This window comes from Bradyrhizobium sp. BR 1432 (assembly GCF_051547705.1).
GTDB lineage: Bacteria > Pseudomonadota > Alphaproteobacteria > Rhizobiales > Xanthobacteraceae > Bradyrhizobium > Bradyrhizobium zhanjiangense.
Genome location: NZ_JBPUGF010000003.1, coordinates 4,446,363 through 4,469,637, shown reverse-complemented (window position 1 = coordinate 4,469,637; position 23,275 = coordinate 4,446,363). Strand labels below are relative to the sequence as shown.

The 23,275-nt window shown below is 62.5% G+C and carries 20 protein-coding genes and 5 pseudogenes; 6 read left to right on the top strand and 19 right to left on the bottom strand.

The annotated features are described in order from the left end of the window. Positions 1-6 precede the first annotated feature (6 nt). Positions 7-1,239, bottom strand: a complete 1,233-nt coding sequence (locus ACSKB8_RS21475) for an HlyD family secretion protein (protein WP_128932323.1) — start codon at positions 1,237-1,239, stop codon at positions 7-9. Beyond that, positions 1,232-1,657 (bottom strand): hypothetical protein, encoded by a 426-nt coding sequence (locus ACSKB8_RS21470; RefSeq protein WP_438110619.1) that lies wholly within the window; start codon positions 1,655-1,657, stop codon positions 1,232-1,234. Before ACSKB8_RS21470 ends, ACSKB8_RS21475 begins: the two co-directional genes overlap by 8 nt. A 162-nt stretch (positions 1,658-1,819) precedes the next feature. Here ACSKB8_RS21470 and ACSKB8_RS21465 point away from each other — a divergent pair. Both ACSKB8_RS21465 and ppk2 read left to right on the top strand, forming a co-directional pair. Further along, a pseudogene (locus ACSKB8_RS21465) lies at positions 1,820-2,271 on the top strand (hypothetical protein). A gap of 21 nt (positions 2,272-2,292) precedes the next feature. Beyond that, the gene (ppk2, locus tag ACSKB8_RS21460; RefSeq protein ID WP_438106187.1) at positions 2,293-3,093 is read left to right on the top strand and encodes a polyphosphate kinase 2; all 801 of its coding nucleotides are present in this window, start codon (positions 2,293-2,295) and stop codon (positions 3,091-3,093) included. Between the two features lie 43 nt (positions 3,094-3,136). Here ppk2 and ACSKB8_RS21455 read toward each other — a convergent pair whose 3' ends face one another. From ACSKB8_RS21455 to ACSKB8_RS21430, 6 genes and pseudogenes are all read right to left on the bottom strand, one after another. Next, positions 3,137-3,571: a hypothetical protein gene (locus ACSKB8_RS21455; protein WP_128932320.1), complete on the bottom strand. Its 435-nt coding sequence runs from the start codon at positions 3,569-3,571 to the stop codon at positions 3,137-3,139. A gap of 23 nt (positions 3,572-3,594) precedes the next feature. Continuing rightward, entirely contained in the window at positions 3,595-4,083 is a 489-nt protein-coding gene (locus tag ACSKB8_RS21450) for a hypothetical protein (RefSeq protein WP_438106185.1), read from the bottom strand. 706 nt (positions 4,084-4,789) lie between these two features. Next, positions 4,790-5,296: pseudogene (locus ACSKB8_RS21445) on the bottom strand (transporter); the annotation flags it as partial. A 17-nt stretch (positions 5,297-5,313) separates the two neighbouring features. Next, the gene (locus tag ACSKB8_RS21440) at positions 5,314-8,067 is read right to left on the bottom strand and encodes a decarboxylase (protein WP_438106183.1); all 2,754 of its coding nucleotides are present in this window, start codon (positions 8,065-8,067) and stop codon (positions 5,314-5,316) included. A gap of 136 nt (positions 8,068-8,203) precedes the next feature. After that, positions 8,204-9,907: pseudogene (locus ACSKB8_RS21435) on the bottom strand (SulP family inorganic anion transporter). Next, a complete protein-coding gene (locus ACSKB8_RS21430) occupies positions 9,904-10,584 on the bottom strand; it encodes a YoaK family protein (protein WP_438106181.1) in 681 nt (226 codons plus the stop codon). The pseudogene ACSKB8_RS21435 and the gene ACSKB8_RS21430 overlap by 4 nt, the downstream one beginning before the upstream one ends. A 136-nt stretch (positions 10,585-10,720) precedes the next feature. Here ACSKB8_RS21430 and ACSKB8_RS21425 point away from each other — a divergent pair, with 136 nt between their 5' ends. The 3 genes from ACSKB8_RS21425 to ACSKB8_RS21415 are packed head-to-tail and all read left to right on the top strand — an operon-like array spanning position 10,721 to position 13,912. Further along, positions 10,721-12,409, top strand: a complete 1,689-nt coding sequence (locus ACSKB8_RS21425) for an aspartate:alanine exchanger family transporter (RefSeq protein ID WP_438106180.1) — start codon at positions 10,721-10,723, stop codon at positions 12,407-12,409. Between the two features lie 20 nt (positions 12,410-12,429). Continuing rightward, on the top strand, positions 12,430-13,305 hold the full coding sequence (locus ACSKB8_RS21420) for an alpha/beta hydrolase family protein (protein ID WP_438110617.1): 876 nt from the start codon (positions 12,430-12,432) through the stop codon (positions 13,303-13,305). Continuing rightward, positions 13,292-13,912 (top strand): invasion associated locus B family protein, encoded by a 621-nt coding sequence (locus ACSKB8_RS21415; RefSeq protein WP_438106178.1) that lies wholly within the window; start codon positions 13,292-13,294, stop codon positions 13,910-13,912. Before ACSKB8_RS21420 ends, ACSKB8_RS21415 begins: the two co-directional genes overlap by 14 nt. 11 nt (positions 13,913-13,923) lie before the next feature. Here the strand turns inward: ACSKB8_RS21415 and ACSKB8_RS21410 are convergent, their stop codons facing one another. Both ACSKB8_RS21410 and ACSKB8_RS21405 read right to left on the bottom strand, forming a co-directional pair. Beyond that, a complete protein-coding gene (locus tag ACSKB8_RS21410) occupies positions 13,924-14,292 on the bottom strand; it encodes a response regulator transcription factor (protein ID WP_438110615.1) in 369 nt (122 codons plus the stop codon). Between the two features lie 189 nt (positions 14,293-14,481). Further along, positions 14,482-15,106 (bottom strand): annotated as a pseudogene (locus tag ACSKB8_RS21405) (response regulator transcription factor). Between the two features lie 304 nt (positions 15,107-15,410). On the opposite strand from ACSKB8_RS21405, the gene ACSKB8_RS21400 reads away from it, so the two are divergent. Beyond that, the gene (locus tag ACSKB8_RS21400; RefSeq protein ID WP_091880224.1) at positions 15,411-16,094 is read left to right on the top strand and encodes a helix-turn-helix domain-containing protein; all 684 of its coding nucleotides are present in this window, start codon (positions 15,411-15,413) and stop codon (positions 16,092-16,094) included. Positions 16,095-16,151: 57 nt separating this feature from the next. On the opposite strand, the gene ACSKB8_RS21395 is transcribed toward ACSKB8_RS21400, so the two are convergent. The 9 genes and pseudogenes from ACSKB8_RS21395 to aroE all read right to left on the bottom strand — a co-directional run bounded on the left by ACSKB8_RS21395 (position 16,152) and on the right by aroE (position 23,273). Continuing rightward, positions 16,152-16,607: a potassium channel family protein gene (locus ACSKB8_RS21395; protein ID WP_438106176.1), complete on the bottom strand. Its 456-nt coding sequence runs from the start codon at positions 16,605-16,607 to the stop codon at positions 16,152-16,154. 109 nt (positions 16,608-16,716) lie between these two features. Beyond that, a complete protein-coding gene (locus ACSKB8_RS21390; protein ID WP_438106174.1) occupies positions 16,717-17,793 on the bottom strand; it encodes an AI-2E family transporter in 1,077 nt (358 codons plus the stop codon). A gap of 239 nt (positions 17,794-18,032) precedes the next feature. Continuing rightward, positions 18,033-18,482, bottom strand: coding sequence for a type II 3-dehydroquinate dehydratase (aroQ, locus tag ACSKB8_RS21385; protein WP_438106173.1), 450 nt, complete (start codon positions 18,480-18,482; stop codon positions 18,033-18,035). A 13-nt stretch (positions 18,483-18,495) separates the two neighbouring features. Next, the gene (locus tag ACSKB8_RS21380) at positions 18,496-19,242 is read right to left on the bottom strand and encodes an amino acid ABC transporter ATP-binding protein (RefSeq protein WP_438110613.1); all 747 of its coding nucleotides are present in this window, start codon (positions 19,240-19,242) and stop codon (positions 18,496-18,498) included. Positions 19,243-19,304: 62 nt separating this feature from the next. Continuing rightward, positions 19,305-20,132 (bottom strand): transporter substrate-binding domain-containing protein, encoded by an 828-nt coding sequence (locus tag ACSKB8_RS21375; protein WP_438106171.1) that lies wholly within the window; start codon positions 20,130-20,132, stop codon positions 19,305-19,307. A 55-nt stretch (positions 20,133-20,187) separates the two neighbouring features. Continuing rightward, a complete protein-coding gene (locus tag ACSKB8_RS21370; RefSeq protein WP_438110611.1) occupies positions 20,188-20,844 on the bottom strand; it encodes an amino acid ABC transporter permease in 657 nt (218 codons plus the stop codon). A 10-nt stretch (positions 20,845-20,854) separates the two neighbouring features. After that, a complete protein-coding gene (locus ACSKB8_RS21365; RefSeq protein WP_091878454.1) occupies positions 20,855-21,523 on the bottom strand; it encodes an amino acid ABC transporter permease in 669 nt (222 codons plus the stop codon). Between the two features lie 51 nt (positions 21,524-21,574). Next, positions 21,575-22,430 (bottom strand): annotated as a pseudogene (locus tag ACSKB8_RS21360) (shikimate dehydrogenase). A 15-nt stretch (positions 22,431-22,445) separates the two neighbouring features. After that, on the bottom strand, positions 22,446-23,273 hold the full coding sequence (gene aroE, locus ACSKB8_RS21355; RefSeq protein WP_438106169.1) for a shikimate dehydrogenase: 828 nt from the start codon (positions 23,271-23,273) through the stop codon (positions 22,446-22,448). Between the last annotated feature and the right edge of the window lie 2 nt (positions 23,274-23,275).

The following is a 23,275-nucleotide window of genomic DNA, read 5'->3' as shown; positions in this document are numbered from 1 at the left end:
GGCCGTTCAATGACCGCTCAGCACAAGTGTCTGGATCGGCAGCAACAGCGCCTGGATACGCAGCAGCAGCGCGTGTACGAGGCCGACGCCGTCCACGACGTGCAGCGCGATCTTCCGGCTGGTCGGAGTGTCCTTGGCCGAGATTTCCTCGTGATTGCTGGTGTAGGCATTGACGATGCAGCTGCTGCCGGGTGTGACCCCATCCAGGCCGCCTTTGTAAAGCGGCTCCAGAAATACCAGGATGGTGCCGGGACGGACGGCGTTCTGTGGATCGATCAGCTGCTCGCCGGATCGGAACTGTCCGGCAGCGATGTAGTCCTGCACCGTGGTGATCACCATCGGGATGATCACCCATGGCTTTGAGATGCAGGTCGCTTCCGCCACCATGCCTTCCTTCATCACCTGCGCCTCGATCTGGCCGAAACCGGCCTGAAGCGCCTTGCGGCCAGCACCTTCGGGAACGAGAACGCCGGCTGGGCGCATCAGCTGATTGACGACGTCGCCGGGGCGAACCAGGAACTGCTCGACGCGCCCATCGACGCCGGCGCGCACGAGGGTCTTGTCGAGATCGACCTGAGCCTGGTCGAGCGCGGCCTCCGCACTGGCCTTCTGTGCCGGCAGCAGGGTAGAGACCTGCAAGGATGCCGATTGCTTCGCGGCCGTCGCAGCATCGATGCCGGACTGGCGCTGGTCAACCAGGACCTGGAGCTTGTCGATATCACGTTGCGGGACGATGCCGGGATTGCGACGCTGGAGTTCGCTCTTGACCTCGAGCTCGTCCTTGGCCTGCTGGTAGTTGGCTTTCGCTTCCCCGATCTGCGCCTCGGCCTTGACCACGTCGGCCTGCGCCGTCTGCATGGCGGCGTCGACCTCCGCGACCTTTCGCTTCGCCGTCTCGTAGGCGGCCCGCTGCTTCGAGGCGTCCAGCGTGAACAGCACATCGCCCTTCTTGACCGGCGCAGTGAAGCCGACCTTGACCTCAGCCACGCGGCCCGAGCCTTCGGGCAAGATCGGCACGGTGCGGAAATAGAGAGCCGCCGACGACGTGGACGGATGGAAATAGAAGATCATCGTGATCAGCGACACCGTCAGCATCAGGCAGGCGGTGATGCCCCAGCGCAGCTCGTACCAGATCGAGAAGAAGGTGATCTCCTTGCCGAAGCGCTTGCCCTGGGCGTAGCGACGGTAGAGGTAGTCCGGCAGGATCGTGACAAGGGAGCAGATCAGCAGCTCAAGCATGGCTGGGCTCCTTCTCCTTGGCAGACCCGGGCTTTTCCGCTGGAGGCGGCGCAGCCGCAGCGTCTGTCGGGATTTCCTCGCCATCGCCGGCCGGCGTTGCCTCTGCAATCTTCTCGACCGACCCGGCAATGCTGCGCAGCGGTGTACCGAAATCGGGGAGATCGATCAAAGCCAGCAGGAGCCCCGCAATCCAGAAGATATGCATGTGCGTAAAAAGCGAGATCAGACCGAGCACCGCAACGAACTCGAACTGCAATTTTTGCGATTTGTGCGCCATCCGCTCCGGCAGGCTGTGCAGCTTCCAATAGAGCGTGCCGACCCAGAGCACAGTCCCGATCAGAAATATGCCCATCACTACCATCAGCGTATCGGTCCCGCTGGCCGGCGCGAGATAGAATGGCAGATGGTGCGGGGCCATCGGATGAAGCTGGTCGCTCAAACGTCTCTCCCGGTCAAATGCGCATGTGTGCCACTGTGTTCGGACAGGCTTCCGGTTTGCTTGATTTGAATCAAGGGAACGCCCTCCGCCGGACTTAGCGTTCCCCGGATGCTGATTGGATAACCATCAGGAGCCGCAGCCATGCCCGGCCTCGACGATCTCATCCCCAACGCCGCCCAGATTCGAAAGGAAGCCGCCCTCAAGGAGGCCGAAAAGGCGGAGGAGATGTCCGCCTCGCAACCGCTGCCGAGGCCGAGAAGCGCGCGCTGATCGAGCGCTTGAGCAAACCTTCCGGCAAGACCGAGGAGGAGAAGATCAAGCTCGCCTCGACCATCATCCAGCGTGCGGTGCGAAATGGCCTGACGGAAGTGCTGGTGTATCGTTTTCCCAACTCCCTCTGCACCGACAAGGGACGCGCTATCAATCAGATGGAAAAGGGCTGGGAGAACACCCTAACCGGCATTCCCAAGGAGATCTTCCAGCTCTGGACCGACTACCTGAAACCACGCGGCTATCGCATTTCCTATCAGATCATCGAGTTCCCTGGCGGTGTGCCCGGCGATATCGGCGTGACCATTTCCTGGGACGATTGACGAGCAACAGGAAGGATCGGCATGGCCAAGGACGTATCTGCGGAGCGGATGAAGCGTAAGGATTACGAGAAGGAGCTTGAAAAGCTCCAGGTCGAGCTGTGCCACCTCCAGGATTATGTGCGGGAGAACAAGCTGCGGGTCATCGTCCTGTTCGAAGGCCGGGACGCCGCCGGCAAGGGCGGGACGATCAAGGCCATCACCGAGAAGGTCAGCCCGCGCGTGTTCCGCGTCGTTGCCCTGCCCGCGCCGTCCGACCGGGAGAAGACGCAACTCTTCTTCCAGCGCTACATGGAGAGATTTCCGGCCGGCGGCGAGATCGTGATCTTCGACCGAAGCTGGTACAATCGCGCGGGCGTGGAATACGTCATGGGCTTCTGCACCCCCGCCGAGCACGAGCGCTTCCTCACGTTGTGTCCGCAGATGGAGAAATATGTCATCGATGGCGGCATAATCCTGATCAAGATCTGGCTCGAAGTGGGCATGGACGAGCAGGAACGCCGCTTCCACGCGCGCATCGACGACCCCGTGCGGCAATGGAAGCTGAGCCCGATGGATCTAAAGTCCTACCGGCGCTGGTACGACTATTCGCGAGCTCGCGATCTGATGCTCAAGCAGACCAGCACGAAGGAAGCGCCGTGGTACATCATCCGCTCCGATGACAAGCGAAAGGCACGGCTGAACTGCATCGCGCATCTCCTCGGCGCGATCCCCTACAAGCGCATCAAGAAGGACAAGATCAAGCTGCCGCAGCGCTCCGAGAAGGGACGCTACAACGACCAGGCCAGCCTAAAGGGAATGAATTTCGTCGCCGAGCGATATTGAAACGCGAACGGGCTGCGGTGGCGCAGCCCGTTGCATGTTCGGATCACTTCAAGCGGATTGTAACGCCGCCGACGGCCGCCGATACTTCCGCGCCGACCCGCGGGCCGCTGAGCTGGAGGATCACGCCATTGCTGTTCTGCAACTGAACGGCACCGGCGCCTGCGGCGACTGCCCCACCCGCTCCCCCCACGGCATAAGAGCCTTCGATGGACGCGGGCCCCTTCAGATTGAGCGCGCGGCCGACGAACTTCGTGGTGGACGCTCCGACCGTCAAGCCGACGCTCATGCCGGACACCGTGAAGGGATATTTCTTGCCCCGGTATAGCAGGACGCCTTCGCCGCCCCCGACACCGACGATAAATCCGCCCTTGGTGAACACGACGGCAACCTGGCCGGTGTCAGCACGCGACGGCGTGCTGAATCCGGTAGCGGCTGCGATCGATGCAATCAGGACGGCGCCGATAGTAACTTTCCTCATGACGTTTCTTTCCCCTGTTGTGGTCATTGCGCCAGGATCATCGCGAAGTAGCCGAAGATGGTGAGGAGGATGCCCGAGACGGCATAGCCGACCGGGAATCCGATCCAGGGCACGGAACTCTGGATCTCGACTGCGGCCTCGCGGCACGGGCCCGAATGCGACCGCGCACCGGCAACGCCGCCCATCAACACGGCCGGATTGATCTTGAAGACGTGGAAGCCGATCGCCCAGACGATGAACGGCGGGATCGTGCAGGCAATGAAGCCGACGATGAAGATCTTCAGGGCGACCGCGCCGGTGAGCTGTGCCAAGAGGCCCGCGCCGGCGTTGACGCCGACGATGGCGACGAAGACAACGAGGCCGAGATCCTCAAGCACGTTGCGCGCCGCATTCGGCGTGTTGCCGAAGAAGCGCAGACGCGACACGATCGAGGACACGATCACGCCTGACAGAAGCAGGCCACCTGCGTTGCCAAGACCGACCTTGGCCCCGAAAGCGGGGAATTCGATCATGCCGATCAGGAAGCCGAGGATCATGCCGACAGACAGAGTCAGCAGGTCGGTCGACGTGTTGGCGCGCGCGATGCGGCCCCACGTCTCGCCGAGCTCGTTGACCGCGGACTTCAAGCCGACCACGGAGACGATGTCCATTCGCTCCAGCTTGGTCTTGAGACCCGCCGGGATCTGCACACCGCCGCGCTCGACCTTGGTCACCTGCAATTCGACCGGCGATCGCCGTGTCGCGGAAGGATTCGAAGGTGCGCCCCACCATCTCCTTGTTGGTGACGAGGATGTCCGCCTGGTCCATGGGGACGCCGAGCGTCTTGGCGTCTGCGACCTCCGGACCAATCAGACCCATCTTCTCGGTGAGATGCTCGGTCGCGCCACCGAGCGCGACGATGTCGCCCCTTTGCAGGACAAGGTCGGCATCGGCGCCTTGCGGCTCGCCGTTACGTCCCACATTGACGATCCGGTACTCAGGATTGACCGAGCGGAATTTTGCGATGCTCATCCCGACCGTCGCTGGATTCTCCAGCCGGTAGGCTCGCAGGCCGAACTGCCGATAGCCGGTCAGGGCCCCGCCTTCGAGATCCTTGACGCCGAATTCCTGCTCATACCGCTTCGCGGCAGCCTTGGCGTCGACGCCCCACCAGCGCGGCAGATATTTGCAGATCAGGATGATGCCAACGGTGCCCCAGATGTAAGTGATGCCGTAGGACAGCGCGATCATGCCGGACGCTTCCTCGGGCTTCATGCCCTCGGGCAGCTTGACGACACCTGAGGTCACCGCCTGCTCGGCCGAACCGATCGCCGCCGACATGGTCTGTGACCCCGCCAGCATGCCGCCGGCCGCACCGGGCGGCAACGCGAAGAGCTTCGCACCAAGCACGACCAGGGTCAGGCCCAGAATGCTGGACACGACTGCGAGGAACAGGAACTTGACGCCATCTCCCCTCAGGCTGTTGATGAAGGACGGACCGACGCGCAAGCCCACACCGTACATGAAGAGGTAATAGAACAGGCTCTTGGCGAAATTGTTCAGCTCGAGCTTCACGCCATAACTGGAGGCCCAGACCGAGATGCCTGCGCCCACCACAATGGCACCGGCGACCATGCCGAGGCCATAACCCTTGATGCTGGCCCGGCCGATATAGACGGCGAGACCGACGACGAAGAACAGCAGCAGATACGGATACTGCTGCAAAAACTGGAAAAAGCCCTGCATGTTCGTCCCCTCCAAACCTATGAGGCAGCCTTGAGCTTCGGCGATGCGGCCGGCTTCGGCCGGCCGAGCTTCGCCAGAGCTTCCGTGCGCACGAGCTTCAGCCCTTCCTTGGCGTCGTAGCCATGGATCTCCTTCACATCGAGCTTGCGCATGAAGTCGATGGTCTCCTGGGTGATGACCTGGCCCGGCACCATGATTGGGAAGCCCGGCGGATAGGGGATCACGAAGTTCGCCGAGACGAGCTCGGGGCCGGCCTGCAGCCGCCGGTCGATCTCGGGATCGTTGAGGCGGATGTGCTCGCAACCCGCTACGTCATAGGCCGCGTAGAAGCCGGAGCGGATGTCGCCTTCGTTGGTCTTGGCGCCGGCATCGCCGCGGAAGCTCGGGTGGAAATGCGAGAAGTTCGGCAAGTCCGGCACGTCGGTCATCAGGCTCTTGACCCGCGCCTCGAACGTCTTGCGCGCATTGGCGCCGCCTTGCGCCAGCCCGCGATCGACTTCGCCCGCGATCTCAGCGAGCACGCGCACGAGATGCGCGACGTCGCTGCGGGTGTTGTTGATGTTGGATTGGACCAGGACCGAGTTGCGCGAGGTCTTGTTGACCTGGATGTTGTACTCGTTGGCGAGGATGCCCTTGAACTGGGTGCCGTCATAGCCGGCCATGCCGCACACCAGCGTCATACGGGTCGGGTCGAGGCAGAACTCGTCGTCGTCGAGGCTCTTCAGCGCAGTGACCCAGTTCACGCCTGGCGCGAGATAGTCAGTAAAACCGCTCTGACGGTATTGCGCGGGCACCATGACATCGGCGCCGAGAATGCGGAAATACTTCGAGATCAGCGGATTGTTGTTGACCGCCTGGCGTATCGCGAGCGCGATCTCCATCGCATTGGCGACGAGCCCATAACCTTCAAGCTCCATCTGCCGCCGCGAGATATCGAGGCTGGCGATGAGCTGCTGGTTCGGGCTGGTGGAGGCGTGGGTGAACACGGCCTCCTTGAATTGCTGCTCGACCGTGTGGAATTCGATGTCCTTGACCGAGAGCATGGAGCCCTGCCGGATCGCCGACATCGACTTGTGGGTCGAGTTGGTCTGGTAGACGCGCAGGCGGATCTGCCGGGGGTCGGGAATAAGCCGGGTCTTGAGCAGAACCTCTTCGGACGGATTCTTGCCGAGCTCGGCTTGCTGCTTTTCATAGGCAGCGACCGACTTCGGATCGCGCATCCATGCCTCGATCTCGTTGGCGGCGCCCATGGCGGTGCGCCGGCGCAGGAACGGCGAGAAGCGCGCAAAGCCGAACCAGGCCTCGTCCCATAGGAAGATCAGGTCCGGCTTGATGGCGAGACATTCCTCCATCACCCGGCGGGTGTTGTAGATGTGGCCATCGAAGGTGCAATTGGTGAGATCTATCATCTTGACGCGGTCCAGCCGGCCGTCAGCCTTGGCGCTCAAAAGCGCCTGCTTGATCGTCTTTAGCGGAACCGCGCCATACATCGAATATTCCGTCATCGGGAAGGCTTCGACATAGAGCGGCTGAGCGCCGGCCAGCACCATGCCGTAATGGTGCGACTTGTGGCAGTTGCGGTCGACGATCGCGATGTCGCCGGGCGCGAGCAGCGCTTGCACCGCCATCTTGTTGGAGGTCGAGGTGCCGTTGGTGACGAAGAAGACGCGATCGGCGCCGAGCGCACGGGCGGCCTTCTCCTGCGCCTTCTTGATGTTGCCGGTCGGCTCGAGCATGCTGTCGAGGCCGCCCGTGGTGGCGCTGCTCTCGGCCAAAAACAGGTTCGGGCCGTAGAACTCGCCCATGTCGCGGATCCAGTCGGATTTGAAGATCGACTTGCCGCGGGCGATCGGCAGCGCGTGGAACGTCCCGATCGGACGCTGCGCGTACTTCTTGAGATTGTCGAAGAATGGAGTGTCGTAGCGATCCTGGATGCCTTCGAGGATCGACAGATGCAGCTCCAAGAGCTCTTCCACCGAATAGAAGATGCGGCGGACGACGTCGGCCTCGGGATTGCCGGCGAGCTCCTCGACGTCGCGGTTCGAGATCATGTAGAGATCGAGCTCGGGTCGGACGCGCTTGATGATCTGGGCGAGCCGCAGCGCGGAGGCGTCGGCCTCGTCATTGAGACCGGCCGCGGCCGTGATCGAGCGGAGCACGGGGGCATCGTGCCGCGAGCGCAGGCCGAAGCCTTCGTTGATGATGACGGCGCCGATGTTGGGATTGAGCATCGTCGCGCAGAAGGCATCCTCCAGGCTCCCGACGATGACCGGCTCATAGATGAAGCCATCGACCGGGCGCCGCAGCTTGCGCCATTCGGCGGCGAGCGCCGGCCATTGGCTGGGTGACACGCCGGTGACGATCAGGGTCTCGAAATACGGCCTGCGCGCCGTATGCGCGCCGAAGCTCGGCGGCACCAGCTCGGGCGCATCGCCATTGGCGTCGTCCTTGGCGCTCCAGTCGCCGGCATGCTGACGGAAAGATCGCGTCGCCAGTGCCTGGCTGATCCGGCTCGCAAGCGCCAACGAGGTTGCCCCGTCGCCCGCAGCCGCGGCCTCCCGCAGCGCTGCCATCAATTGCAGACCGGGATAGCCGTGAAACTCCTCCGTGACCGATAGCTCGGCCAGCGCCGCGTCGTAGACCGCGCGATTGCCGACCCGCGCCCAGGTCTTGGCGGCCTCGACCAGATCACGCCAGTCGTCCGCCCGCGCTCCGGGGCCGGAAAAGAACTGGTCAATGCGCTTGTGCGCGGCCTTGGGCTCTTTGGACATCTGTCTCTCCCGATCCTTTGGGGCGAAGGTGATGCGGGATCGTGAGTGCGGCGCCGGTTGCTCCATTGATCCAAGTCAACGGTCGGGTGCATTGTGACAGCCAATGCCATGCCGTTCGCAACGCAATAGGAAGGCGTCAGACCGTTCGTTGCGCGGTGCTCGCCTGATCATCGCTCAGCAGGCTATCGAGCGACCGCAGCCACTGCCCGCTGTCGGTCTTGGCCGCGAGTCCTTCGGCGCGCAAGAGGTCGCGGAGCTGCGCATGAGCGCCGACGATGCAGAAGGTCACCCTGCGTGATGCAAGTTCGTCATGGAGATCGTGCAGCATGCGCGCGCCTGCCAGATCGATATAGGGCGACGCCGACAAGTCGCAGGCCACCAGCCGGACGCCCGGCGATCCCCGGAGGGCGATCAGGACGGTTTCCAGAATCGTCTCGGCATTGATGTAGAGCAGCGACGCTTCGGGCCGGAAGGCGATGATTCCAACCAGCGGCTCGACGCCCTCATGCCTCGCACTGTCCGAATAACGTCCGCTGCCGGGCAAGCGGCCGAGGAATGCGACGTTTGGCCGCGAGGCCCGCGCCAGCAGCAGGAAGATCGACGCGATCGATGCCAGCAGAATGCCCTGGAGGATGCCGAGCAGCAGCACGGAGATCAGGGCAATCGCCGCGGCGTAGAAATCGATCCGACTGACCTGCCACATTCGTAGCAGTGCACGAACGTCGACCAGCCTGTAGACGGCGGCGAAGACGATCGCCCCGAGCACCGCCTTGGGGAGATTGGTCAGCAGCCCCGTGAAGAACAGCAGGCACAGCCCGAGCGCCACCGAGCAGATCACCAGCGCCAACGCTGTCCGCGCGCCGGCACTGTCGTTGACGGCCGATTGCGACAGGCCGCCGGCGACGGGATAGCCATGGCCTAAGGCAGCGGCGAGGTTCGCCGCGCCCAATCCCAGGAACTCCCGACGGACATCGAGCGGATAGCCGTGCTTGGCAGCAAAGCTGCGGCTGCCGATACGCCTTCGATATAGGCCAGCAGCACGCAACCTGCCGCCAGCGGAAACAGATCGTCGAACTCCAGCAGGCCGAATGTCGGGATCCCCAGCGCCGGCAGCCCTTCCGGTATCTTCCCGGTCACGGGCACACCGAGGGCCGGGAGGCCCAGAAGTGTTGCCAGAATGATCGCGAGCGCAACGATGGTGATGCCGACGGGCTTGCCCGGCAAAAGCCGGCTCGCCAAGCAGGAGCAACAACAGCGCGACGGCGCCGATGGCGAGCACAAGCGGATCGATGCCGCCGAGCTGACCGCCCAGCTTGATGGCGCGATCGAAGAAATTGTGGCCGCCACCGGCAACACCGAGCAGGCTCGGCAGCTGGCTCATGATGATGGTGAGCCCGGCACCGGCCTTGAAGCCGACCAGAATGCTGTCGCTGACGAGGCGGACCAGCACACTGAGCTTGAACAGCCAGGCGATGAAGCACAACACGGCCACCGCAAAGGCTGCAAGGCTCGCGATCTGGGCATAACGCAGTGCATCGCCGCCGGCCAGCGCGCCGACGGTGCCGGCGATCATCAGGGAGATCGCCGAGGTCGGGCCGATCGCAAGCTGCCGCGATGACCCCAGCAAGGCGTAGCCGATGCCGCCGAGCATGTAGCCATAGACGCCGACCTGCGGCGGCAAGCCGGCGAGCGCGGCATAGGCGAGCGAGACCGGGATGGCGTAAGCGGCGAGCGTGATGCCGGCGATCGCGTCGGACGGCAGCCATTCGCGTCGATACGCTGCAAGCCACTCAGCCGGTGGAAAGAATCGCGTCCAGGTCGGATCGGACGGTGTGTTCATCGCCGCTCCTCCGAATTAGACGCTTCGCAGCGTAGCAACACAATCAGCAGCGCGACCACCGGCACGCCCAGCGCGAGATCGGGGATGCTCTTAGTCGCAAAAGCACCGGCGGCGGCACCAAAGCCGAATACCGCACATAATGCGAAGAAGATGCCCGAGCGGCGCAACGTCCCCAGCGGCGCGCCTCCGGATGCGACCGCGAAGATGTTCTCGATAGTCTGACGCATGTTGCCGGTGAGCATCACCGTGCTGCAACCGGTGCCCTCGACTTTCACGAATATCGCGGCTTGCATCGCCGCAATCACGGAAATGCCGAGCGTTCCGGCCAGATCCGGCAGCCGGTTATGCAGGATACCGATCACGATCAAGAGCAGGATCTCGATCAAGGTGCTGATCGCGCTGGCCCTCCCACCCGCCGCACGGCGCAGCCAGGCCGCGATCACGATGCCGATCGCGAAGGCCAGGATCGGCGGCACGAAGTGCAATGCCTTCGCCCAATTTCCGGCCATCGCATAGACCCAAAGAAAAATCACATTGGCTGTCTGGGCATTCGCCATCACGCCGTGAATGATCCAGGTATAGGCATCGATATAGCCGCCGGCAAAGGCGAGCAGCAGGACGATCTCGACCGTTTCATCGCGGCGGATCGCGCCGGCGGCGACGTACAGGGTGCTCATGTCGGCAATACGGGCTGTCGCAAACATTTCATGAGGTCATAGGCATCGCCTCGTCTCTGCCGAGGCTTGATCTGGATCAAGCAATGTCCCCCGCACCGCCAATCAAATCGCACCAAAGCGCCGGGGGAATGCGACCATGGAAACCGTCAGGTGGATCATCACCACCGCACCGGAGATATTCCTGCTGCTGGCGATTGCGGTGGGCACCATCCTCGGCCGCATCAAGGTTCGCGGTTTTTCGATCGGCACCACCGCTTGCATCTTGATCGTCGCCGTCTTGATCGGACAGCTCGGCAGCTTCACGTTCCCACCGATCCTGCGGGCGATCCTGTTCAGCCTCTTCGTCTTCACGATCGGCTACCGCTCGGGACCGGAATTCTTTGCCTCGCTGAGTGTGCGGACGCTGGCGCAGGTCGTGCTGGCGCTGGTGATCGGCGCGACGGGCCTCGTGCTCGTGCTCATCTTCGCTCACGCGTTCAAGCTCGACACCGGAACGGCCGCAGGCCTCGCAGCGGGCGCGCTGACGCAATCCTCGGTGATCGGCACCGCATCTGGCGCGCTGGCGCAGCTCGGCCTCTCCGCCGACGTGTTGAAGCAGCAGGAGGCCAACATCGCGGCTGGCTACGCCGTAACCTATGTGCTCGGCTACATCCTGACGCTGCTGTTCGTTCCCTTCGTCGCGCCGCGGCTGATGCGGATCGATTTGAAGGCGGAAGCGAAAAAGCTCGAGGCCGAGCTTGCCGGCGGTGCGCCAGCGAAGACCGACAATCTGTCCTATCGCAAATTCCAGGCCCGCGCCTATCGCATCTCGGCCGCGGCGGGCCGCACGGTCGAAGCCATCGAGGCGGAGATCGGCAGCCGCACCATTGTGGAGCGGATCGTGCGCCGCGGCGCCGATATTGCGCCGCACCGCAATACCGCTCTCGAGAACGGCGACGACGTCGTCCTGACCGGCCCGACTGCGGCCATCGTCGCGGCAAAGCCCGTAATCGGCGAGGAAATCGACGCGGACGAGCTCTTGCGCAGCCTGCCAGGCAACGTGATCGACGTGCTCGTGGAGAACCGCAGGCTGCACAGCCGCTCGATCAAGGAGGTGGCCGATATCGTCGGCGACAGCGCACGCGGCGTTTTCCTGCGCGCCCTCACGAGGATGGGGCGTGAAGTGCCGCTCGGGCCCGAAACGCGCGTCTATCTCGGCGATGTCATGACGCTGGTCGGCAGCACCGGCAATATCGCACGGGCGACGGCTCAGGTCGGTCACGCGCTGAACGCGAGCGACCGGACCGATATCGCCTTCCTTGCCGCCGGCATCGCCGTCGGTCTCTTGGCCGGCCTTGCCAGCTTCAAGCTCAGCGCGGTCGCGCTGACGCTTGGTGGCGGCGGCGGCGCGCTGATCGCAGGCCTCGTCTGCGGCTGGCTGCGCTCGCGCAAGCCGACTATGGGCGCGATGCCGCCAGCGGCGCAGCAGACTTTGAGCGACATCGGCCTTGGCGGCTTCATCGCGGCGGTCGGGCTCGGCAACGGTCTTGCCGCCTGGTCGGCGATCCAGGCCCATGGCCTGCTGCTGGTCGGCATGGGCATCGTCGTCACGCTGATCCCGATGACGGTCGGAACGCTCGTTGCCTATTACCTGCTGCGCATGAACCCGGTCGTGACCTGCGGCGCGCTGGCCGGCGCCATGACGGTCGATGCCGCCGTCACCGGCGCCTGCGACGTCGCTGAGAGTCAGACGCCGGTGCTCGGCGTCGCCGTGCCCTACGCGGTCGGCAACGTCGTGCTGACGGTGCTCGGTCCGATCGTGGTGGCCGCAACGTTTTCGGGATGAGGGAGGTCGCGATGCATCGCATGCCTGCATTGCTCCAGGCTCTTGCGATTACCCTCCTCGTCCTTCTCGTCGTCGCATCGCCCGTGCGCGCCGAGGACGAGGTCAGCATCCAGGAAGAAGTCTGGGCACTCCCGCTGCCGCTGCCGATGTTCGCCTATCTGGTGCGTCCGGTCGGCGACGGCCCCTTCCCGCTGGTGATCATGAACCATGGCGTCTCGCTCAACCCGACCGATCGCAGCTTCTTTCCTTTGGTGGAATTCCGCGATGCCGCCAAATGGTTTGCCAAGCGCGGCTATCTGGTGGTGGCGCCGGTCGGCAGCGGTTATGGCGCACAGGCGATCGACATTCCCGAGCGCGCACTGTTTGGCCCGTTCTTCTCCAAAGTCGGCAAGTGCACCAATCCCAATTTCCATGATGCGGGCCTTGCGGTCGCCCAGGTCGATCTCTGGATTATCGACTATTTGGCCGCCGAGAAGCGGATCATCCCGAAGGACGTGATCGTGGTCGGTCAATCCGCCGGCGGCTGGGCTTCGATCGCCTTGTCGAGCGTGAACCCGCCGCAGGTGAAGGCGATCATCACCTTCGCCGCAGGCCGCGGCGGCCGGGTCGGCGGCAAGCCCAACAGCAATTGCGCGCCCGACAAGCTGGTCGCGGCCACCGCGGATTTCGGCCGCACCTCGCGCGTGCCGATGCTGTGGATCTACATCGAGAACGACACGTTCTTCGGACCCGATCTGTCCAAGCGCATGCATGCCGCCTTCACCGCCGCCGGCGGCCGCGCCGAATATCATCTGATGCCGCCGTTCGGCAATGAAGGTCATTTCTTCATCGGCTCGCCGGACGCGATCCCGCTCTGGTCGCCGCCGGTGACGAAGTTCTTGGATGCGCAGAAGTGATTGCCATATCCCGGAGACGCGACGATGCCTCGCCCTCTTGATTGTCTCTGGCCTCTTGGTGGTTGCAGCCGTCGGAACCGCCACAAGCGCAACCGTCGCCGCGCCAGAGGCCGCGAAAGCCGACAAGCCCGCCGAGGTCGCAACGCGCGGCCAGCGCGAAGCAAAGGACATCAGCTATGGCGCCTGGCAGAAACTCTGCTTCAAGGCCGGCGGTGCGCCGATGCTGTGCCGGACTTCGATAACAGGCAAATTCCCGACCGGTCAGACGGCCGTGCGCATCGACCTGATCGAGCGCGAGGACGCTTCCACAGCCCGGCTGCAGTTGTTCGTGCCTGTCGGCATGTACCTGCAACAAGCCCCCAAATTGACGGTCGACCACGGCACTCCCTTCCGCGTGCCCTATACCTGGTGTGTCACCAACCTCTGCATCGCAGCCGACGTGGCGGCGCCAAAGACCCTCAAGGAGATGGCATCAGGCAAGGCGCTGACGCTCGAGCTCGTCGATTCGAATCTCCTGGCCCTCACGACCTCGGTTCCGCTGGCTCAGTTCGCGTCCGTGCGCAACGGTGCGCCGGCGAAGACGCTGGAGCAATATGTCGAGGAGTGAGCGCTCGCGGCCTATGCGGCAGCGGCGCGCGTCACCGACTCGATCAGCGATGCTGCGGAAAATGGCTTTGTCAGATAAGCGAAGCAGCCCGATGCGATCGCCGCGGCACGGTTCGCGGGGCAATCATTCCCGGTTACATAGATCACGGGCGCCATGACGCCGTTCTCAGCCAGTCTTCGCCGTACCTCGATGCCGGACTTTGCGCCAAGATTGATGTCGAGGATGATGCAAATCGCGGTGGAGAACTTGCCATGATCGAGCAAGGCACTCGCAGTGTCGAACAGCGTGGTGTCGAAACCGTACCCTCGCAGAAGTCTGTCCATGCTGGCACGCATGGACGGATCGTCATCGACGACGAAAACGGACTCGCATAGGGGCAAGGCGATCTGCCTTTCCGGGAGATGATGAACTGCTACGATGGTGGGATACTGGATACGATTGCTCCGCATTTCCGGGAGCGGACATCTATCCACTATAGCGCACGGCTCGCCGTGCACTGTCAACACGCCTCGGCATTGTCCTTCGGGGCAGTCGACAGCGGGGAGAACCGTACCGCTGTGACGATGCGGCTAATGCTCGTTCGAATCGAGTATTCCGAGCCGCTCTGCGATCGAAACGAGTTCCGCCAGCGAATGAACCTGCATCTTCTCCATCACCTGGTGACGGTGCGCTTTCACTGTGCGTTCGGTGGTTCCGAGTTCATGCGCGATCTGCTTGTTGATCCGGCCGCGCACGATGAGATCAAACACCTGTCGCTCGCGCTGCGTCAGCGTGGCCAGATGACCACGAAACCCATCAAGCCTGCTGCGCTGGGTGCGCGCCGTTTGCTGACTGGCCAACGCGCGCTCGATCGCGTCGAGCAACTGCTCGGAGGATATAGGTTTGGTCAGGAAGTCTTCCGCACCAGCCTTGATCGCGCGCACGGTGGTCGGCGTGTCGGCATGGCCGGTCAGGAAGACGATCGGCAGCATCGAACCAGACGCGATCAACCGGGTCTGCAGGTCGGGACCGCTCAGTCCCGGGATCCGTACGTCGAGCAGGATACACCCCACCTGCTCGTCATCCGGCGCCGAATCCAGGAGCTCCAGTGCTGAGGCATAGGTCGCGACCTCGTATCCTGCGAGCTTCAGCCTGCGCTCGATCGCGGTCCGAAAGGACTCTGTCGTCGTCAACAACGTGAACGAGGCCTGGCACTTTTTTACCTCTCGCTCAATTTAATGAGGACGGCTCGACGTCCCTCTCATTCTTCAAGTCATCTTCACGTTTGGAAGTCGGAATATCTGCTTCGCAATATGTCGCATCTCCACCGCGGCAAGCTTCTCATCCCGCGCAACAATCAGCAGTGCTGTCCTTTGGTACAATGAACCTTGGGACAATGGATTGAACTACCACCTTGGTCGAAAATCAACTGCGGCGGGAGTGGGATAGCGCGGCGCATTTCCAGCTGAGAATATTTCATCCGACCGACCAATTCGGCGACAAGCTGAGGAGTTGGCCCATGTTCGTTCGCATCACAACGGATTCCACCCTGCGTCCCAATACCCTCCGCGACCTCGGCATGACAAATCATTCAAATGCGCTGGTCAATTTAAGCGAATTCTCCTACCGAAAAGGATCCGAGATCTACGGCGAGAAAGAGCCGGCCGAGTATGTTTACCAGGTCAAGTCCGGAGCGGTACGAAGTTACAAGCTGCTGTCGGATGGCCGCAGGCAGATCGGCGCATTTCACCTCGTTGGCGACATCTTCGGGCTCGAGAACGGCAGCGAGCACCGGTTCACGACGGAAGCGATCATCGACACCACGGTACGCCTGATCAGACGGCAAAGTCTCGAAACCGTGGCCGAGAGCGATGTCATGGTAACCAGAAACCTGCTCAGCATGACGACAGATAACCTCCAGCATGCGGAAGACCACATGCTGCTTCTCGGCCGCAAGACCTCCCTGGAGCGGGTCGCGGCGTTCCTGCTTGAAATGGACAAGCGCCTGACGGCCGCCGGCGTCATGGCACTTCCGATGTCGCGGCGCGATATCGCCGACTATCTCGGCCTGACGCTGGAGACTGTCTCGCGCGCTCTGTCGCGGCTGCATGAGCTTGGCGTTCTCGGCTTCGTCGGCAACACTCAGCGTCAGATCGTGCTGCTCGACCGGCACCAGCTCGCCAGTCTCGATCTGCAGCCCTGAACCGGCGGAGTGCTGGTCCACAATCCACGACCATCAAGATGGGTCCACGCGACTGCGTTAGGTCCGTGGTAGACTTGTGCCGGGCGCTTCCGTCAGCCCGAGATGTTCGAGTGTCTTGCGCAGGACTTCGAACAGAATGGCGGCGGACCAGCCGAACAGCAGAACACCATTCATGGCGGTCAATGGGCCGATGAGCCGCCATTCGCGCACCGGCGTGATGTCGCCGTAGCCCAGCGTGGTGTAGTTGACGAAAGCAAAGTAGAGCAAGTCCGTGTCGACGGCAGCAGCCTGGACGACATTGTAGGTCGCGGCCCACATCAGGATTTCGAGCATGTGGGCGATCTTCAACACGACGGCGGCCGCGATCATGACGCCCATGAGATGCAACCTCGGCCGATTGGTATGACGCAGGCCTGCACTGCGAGCGATGGCGACCGCGACCACCGTCACCAGCGCGTGGAGCCCGATATTGATCACACTGACCAGGATGCCGACAAGGAATTGTAGCATCATAGCGTCGAACCCGACCTCAATTCGGCAGACCCAATTCGTTATGATCGACGATGAGAATCGAATCTGATGGTGACCATGCTCGCGCCTATCGACGAAGGGGACGATTGATCTAGGTCAACGGTGCGTCGACGGTTTCCGTTGCGGCAACGGCAGCCTGGTCCACCGGAATCGGCGTAGCCCGGTCGATCCCGATCCATGCAGCCGCTAACTCCCAAGCAACCGACAGGATGATCGGCCCGATGAACAGGCCGATGATCCCATGCGCGAGCGTACCACCGATGACCCCGATCAGGATCACGAGCGTCGGCGTCGTCAGGCCTCGCCCCATGAGAAGCGGCTTCAGGACGTTATCAAGAAGACCGACGGCGACGAGATAGACCGTCAAGAGCAGGGCTACGGTCACGTCCTTGTCCATCCATATCCAAACGACCACGGGAAGAAGCACGATAGCCGCGCCGATCTGAACGATCGATAGCAAGAGCACGATGATTGCGAGCAGCCCTGCGCTTGGGAGGCCAGCGAGCTTGAAACCGATGCCCGCCAGCAGGGCCTGCACGATGGCGACACCGATGACACCCTGTGAGACCGCGCGTATGGTGGCCCCGGCGAGCTCCAGGAAGTGCTCGCTCTGGTCGGGCACGATGCGCAACAGGAAGCCCCGGAGCGCGGCAACAAGCTGCGTCCCGTACGGAAGCAGGAAACCGGCGACGACCACCGACAGCAGGAATTGGAGCATTCCGATGCCGGTGTCGCCCGCAAACGACAACATCGTCCCGGCGAGCGGTTTCAAATACGGCGCCACCTCGCGCAGCGCAGCACGGATATTCGTGTAGGCCTCATCCCAGAACGCGTAGAGCTGCGGACCGATCAAGGGCCAATCCCTGATCTGCTCTGGCGCCGCCTGAAGCACGAGATCCCCGCTGCCGATCTGGCCCGCAAGGTCCCGGAGCCCTTCAACCGCACCAAGGCCCAGCCAGGCGGCGGGACCGATGACGATGCCTAGCGTGACGAGGGTGAGAACGGCTGAGGCGATCCGGGGACGATCGCCGAGGCGTTGGGCGAGCCAGGCGAAAACCGGGTAGAACGCCACCGCCAGCACCGCGCTCCAAGTCAGGATCGGCACGAACGGTCGGATGATCAGAAATGTCCATAGGATCAGCAGGCCGAGCAGCGCCAGCCGGATCACAAGCTGGACAACACCGTCGGTGGACAGAAGCTGGCGAAGTGTCTTCAAGGCTTTGCCGGATCTCAGAGGCCAGACAGCTTACAGCTTGAAGACCGCGGGGGCCTGAGACTTGATCCAGATCAAACGAGCGGTTCCGACCACTATTGCCCTCCGCCGACGCCGGCGCAGACTACCAAACATCCGCAGCGATCGGCATGAGACGTTGGCGCATCACGACGGACGGGTGCACTCATACGATGCTACCCCTTCTTCTCATCAAGCAGCTTGGCCACACGACGCAAGCCGAGCAGATAACCCTGGGTCCCGAAGCCTGCGATGACTCCATCAGCTCGTTTGGACACAAACGAGTGGTGGCGGAATTCCTCGCGTTTGTGCACGTTGGAAATGTGCACCTCGATCACTGTCCCCTCGAACGTGTTTAGAGCATCCAGGATGGCGACCGACGTATGGGTGAAAGCCGCGGGATTCATCACAATACCGGCCGCCGTCTCGCGCGCCTCGTGGATCCAGTCGATCAGCTCGTATTCTCTGTTGGATTGATGAAAGCGAATCTCCAGGCCAAGCTCCCCGGCCAGCGCCCGGCAATCTCGCTCCACATCCGAAAGCGTCTCGTGGCCATAGATGTGGGGCTGGCGCTTGCCAAGCAAATTGAGATTTGGCCCGTTGAGGACGTAGACAAGACGACTCATGGAAGTACTCCGTTCAGTGATGGGCGAGGATCTCACCAAGGAACTGCCTGGTGCGGGCGTGCTGTGGATTGCGGAAGAAAGCGCCGGGCTCGCCTTCTTCGATGATCTGGCCTTCAGCCATGAAGATGACCCGGTCGGCAACCTGGCGGGCAAAGCCCATCTCGTGGGTGACGCAAATCATGGTCATGCCGTCGTTGGCGAGGCCTATCATTGTATCGAGCACCTCCTTGACCATTTCGGGATCGAGAGCCGAGGTCGGTTCGTCAAACAGCATCACCTTAGGCTGCATGCAGAGCGCGCGCGCAATAGCGACGCGCTGTTGCTGACCGCCCGAAAGCTGAGCCGGATACTTGTTAGCCTGGTCACCGATGCGCACGCGCTCGAGATATTTTCGCGCGGTCGCCTCCGCCTCGGTCTTGCTGATGCGGCGCGCGCGAACGGGGGCGAGCATGCAATTCTGCAACACCGTCATATGCGGAAAGAGGTTGAAGCTCTGAAAGACCATGCCGACGTCCTGACGTACGACATCGATTGCCTTGATGCTGTCGTCCAGCCGATGACCGTTTACTACGATACTGCCCTGCTGGATCGCCTCGAGGCGGTTGATGCAGCGGATCAGTGTCGACTTGCCTGAGCCGGACGGACCGCAGAGCACGATTTTTTCACCCTTGCGCACAGTGAGATCAACGTTGCGGAGAGCTTGGTACCCGCCGTACCACTTCTGCACACCCGTCATTTCGATCAGGATCTGGTCCTGCATGAATTCGGCCTCCGACATCGACAGCGGCCAACGCGCGCAGCGCGTCGGCCGCTTAACGGTATTTACTGGACTGTGAACGGAACGCCGGGGACCGAGTCGGGGAAGGTCGGCACGGGCGCCTTCATCCATTTGGCGTAGAAGCCGGCCAATTTACCGTTAGACTTGATCTGGTCGATGAACTTGTTGGCGGTCTCGTTCCACTCCTTCTCCCCCAGGCGGGTGCAGGCTCCGTTGTACAGGGCAGTGAAGTGAAGCTTGGGCTCGAACCCAAATTCCGGCTTTGCGGCGTTCAGACGCTGCGGGTAGAAGCTGTTTGCGCCGACGGCCTGCACCTGACCCGAGAGCAGCGCCTGGATCGTGGCCGCATCATCATCAAATCTGCGGATTTCGGTGCCCGCTGGAGCACTATTGGTGACCTGGGTGTCCTGCGTGGAGGACCTCGGAACGCCTATAACGTACTTGCCCATATCGGCATTGCTGCTGATCGGCGTTGCCTGGGCAGCGACAAGCGTGATCTCATTGGCAACATACGGTTTGGAATACTGCACCGCCTTTGCACGCTCGGGCAGCATCGCCATGGTTGCGAACAGAATGTCTACGCGGCCTGTGGTCAGCGCCGGAATACGATTGGCCACCGCCAGCGGGACGAACTCGGCCTTCACGCCAAGATATTCAGCGAAGGCGCGCCCCATATCGGCATCGATGCCATCCTGCTTTCCTGAGCTGTCGACATAGCCCCAAGGAGGATTGTCGCCCTGGATGCCGATGACGACGACGCCCTTCTTCTTCACGTCTTCCAGAGTGCCCGCCTGCGATTTACCCGCGACAGCGATGGCCCCCAGCATCAGCAGCGCGGCGCCGAGTTGGCGACGATTGATCGAAAATAACATCTGATGTTTCCTCCTCCTGGTGATGGCTCTGTTTGATTGGGCAAGTGCGCCGTTCCTACCTTTGACTGGCCAGGGCGAGCCTGGCCTCCATCCGGCTGCCCCACCATGAGAGTGGCCAGCAGAGGATGAAATACATCGCGCCGACCACGCCGAAGACGAGCAACGGCTGGAAGGTCTGGTTCGATACGATTTGACCGGCGCGGGCGAGTTCGATGAAGCCGACGATGGCGGCGAGCGAAGTGCCCTTGATGAGCTGCACGAGATAGCCGATGGTCGCCGGTAGCGAGATGCGGATCGCCTGCGGCAGCACGATGTCGCGCATGCGGGACGAATAATGCAGTCCAAGCGCCATCGCCGCCTCGGTCTGGCCGCGCGGCACGGCCTGTATCGCTCCGCGCCAAATCTCACCAAGGAAGGCGGAGGCATTCACGGTGAAGCCGATCGCCACCGCGACGAAGGCGTCGAGCTTCAGCCCGGTTAGCGCCAATCCGTAATACACGACGAAAAGCTGCAGCAGCAGCGGAGTGCCCTGGAATATCCCGATGTAAATGCGGATGACCCATTCCACGCCCTTATGACCACAGGTGCGCAGCAATGCGATAGCCAGCCCCGCCGTGCAGCCGCCCGCAAACGCGACCAGCGTCAGCAGCATCGTCCATTGCAATCCACGCAACAGGAAACCGAACTCAGGGAGGCCAAAATGCGGTGCCATCATCTCCCCCTCAGCGTGTTGGATATGAGAAGAAACGGTGAGAGATGACCGCGAAGCCCAGCATCAACAGCCAGGAGATCGCGAGGTAGAGGAAAGTGACGAAGAAGTAGACCTCGAAGCTGCGGAATGTGTCGCTTTCGATGCGCTGCGCAACCGACGTCAATTCGTAAGCCGATACGGCCGAACAGATCGACGAGGTCAGCGTCAGCATGATGAACTGACCCGTGAGCGAGGGGTAGATCGCGCGAAGCGCTGGCTTGAGCACAACGAACCGGAATACCTGCCCTTTGTGCAGTCCGAGCGCGTAGCCGGCTTCTACCTGTCCCTTATGAATGGACTGCACCCCGCCGCGGATGATCTCGATGGCGTAGGCGCCGCCGTTGACACCGAGTGCGATGACGGCGGTAGCTGTCGGATTGAGCTTCAATCCGACGAGCGGCAGGGCGAAGAACAGAAAGAAGATCTGCACCAGGAAAGGCGTATTGCGCACGGTCTCGACGAAGCCGATCACGAGAGCACGCAACCACGCCGCCTTCGAATCGCGTGCCGCGACGCCGGCGACACCGATCATCATTGCGAGCGTCATGCCGGCAAGCGCCAGGCCCAACGTACCCACGCACCCCCACAGCAGCGCGGGCATCGCATGCCAAACCACCGAGAAATCGAGCGTGTAGCCCATCTTGCGTTTCCTCTCGGGCGTTGTGCGTGCCGCTCGCCCATCGGCCGGGTGTCACCCTCCCCGGGATGCAAAAGTGGCGAAGAAGACGTCTGGATCAGGTGAGATGCCCGTGAACAGGCGGAATGCCTCGGTGCCCTGGAAGATCGCCATGCCACCACCATCGACGGCGCGGCAGCCGAGGGCACGCGCCGCGCGCAGCAGCGCGGTTTCCAGCGGGAAGTAGACGATCTCGGCGACCCACAGATCGGGACGCAGCAGGGCCGTCGGCAGCGGTGTCCCCGGATACTTGTCCATGCCGATCGGCGTTGCGTTGACAATTCCGTCTGCGGCAGCGACGGCCGCCGCGAACATCCTGGCCGGCCCTCAAGCGCCCCTCTACAAATCGGGGAGACAAGCTATCCACCAAACTCTGCGCCTTGGCCACGTCGACGTCGATGATGGTTAGTTCCCGCACGCCCAGCTTCATGAGCGCGAAAGCGACCGCCGCGCCTGCGCCGCCCGCGCCGAACTGGACGACGCGACCGAGTGATGCACCTTCCATGTTGCGGCGAAAGTTCTCGGCGAAGCCGAACCAGTCCGTGTTGTTGCCGGTCATTCGACCGTTCCTGATGACCACGGTGTTCACGGCGCCAAGCGCCTCTGCGTCAGGCGAAAGCTCGTCCAAGTATGGAAGGATCGCCTGCTTGCAGGGATGGGTCACGTTCAACCCGTCAAAGCCCATCCGCCTTGCGGCCGTGAGCAATTCCGGCAACGCCTCCACACCGAGCTTCAACTCTGTCAGATCGATCTTTTTGTAGATATAGCGGATGCCAGCGGCGTCTGCGGCCGCTTCGTGCATGGGCGGGGTGCGGGACGCAGCGATGCCGCTGCCGATCAGGCCGACGAGAAAGCTGGACTTCGGATGCATGCTCGGCATCGGCCGTCAGCTCAATGGGACGGTCAGTTCGGCGATGACCTGAGCCGTGCTCGGTCGAACGCCGCGCCACCAGGAAAAAGCTTCGGCCGCTTGCTCGACCAGCATGCCGACGCCGTCGGCCAGCTTGGCTACGCCTTCGGCGCGGGCTGCTTGCAAAAAGGGCGTCAGCCCTTTGCCGTAGGCGAGTTCGTACGCCAGCTCCGCACCGCGGAAGACATTGCCTGGAAGCGGCGGCATTTCACCGCGCAGGCTGGCCGACGTCGCGTTGACCACGACGTCATAGCCCTTGGCAAGATCGGCCAGTTCAGCATAGCCGCTGACAATCAGGGGACCCCAGCCGGCAAACTCTTCGGCCAATGCCACCGCTTTCGACAGCGTTCGGTTGACCAGAACCAGCTCGGACGGCTCCTGGCGGAGGAACGGCAGCAGCGCGCCACGTGCTGCTCCTCCAGCGCCGAGCATCAGGACGCGGCGGCCGGCCATTTTGACGCCGAGATTGACGGTGATGTCACGCACCAGGCCGATCCCGTCGAAATTCTCGGCAATGATCCGATCGCCCTCGAACTTCAGGCAGTTTGCGGCGCCCGCTCGTTTGGCGCTCTCTGAAAGCTCATTTGCGTAGGCGAAAGCATCGAGCTTGAACGGGGCTGTGATGTTCAGCCCCTTGGCGCCCTCCGTCCGGAATTGATCAACCCGTTCGTTGAAGCCATCGAGTGGTCCCTCGATCGCCTCATAGACAAGGTCCTGTCCCGTCATTTTGGCGAAAGTGCCATGGATGAGGGGTGATTTGCTGAAGCCGATCGGATTGCCAATCACCGCATAACGATCGCTCATGG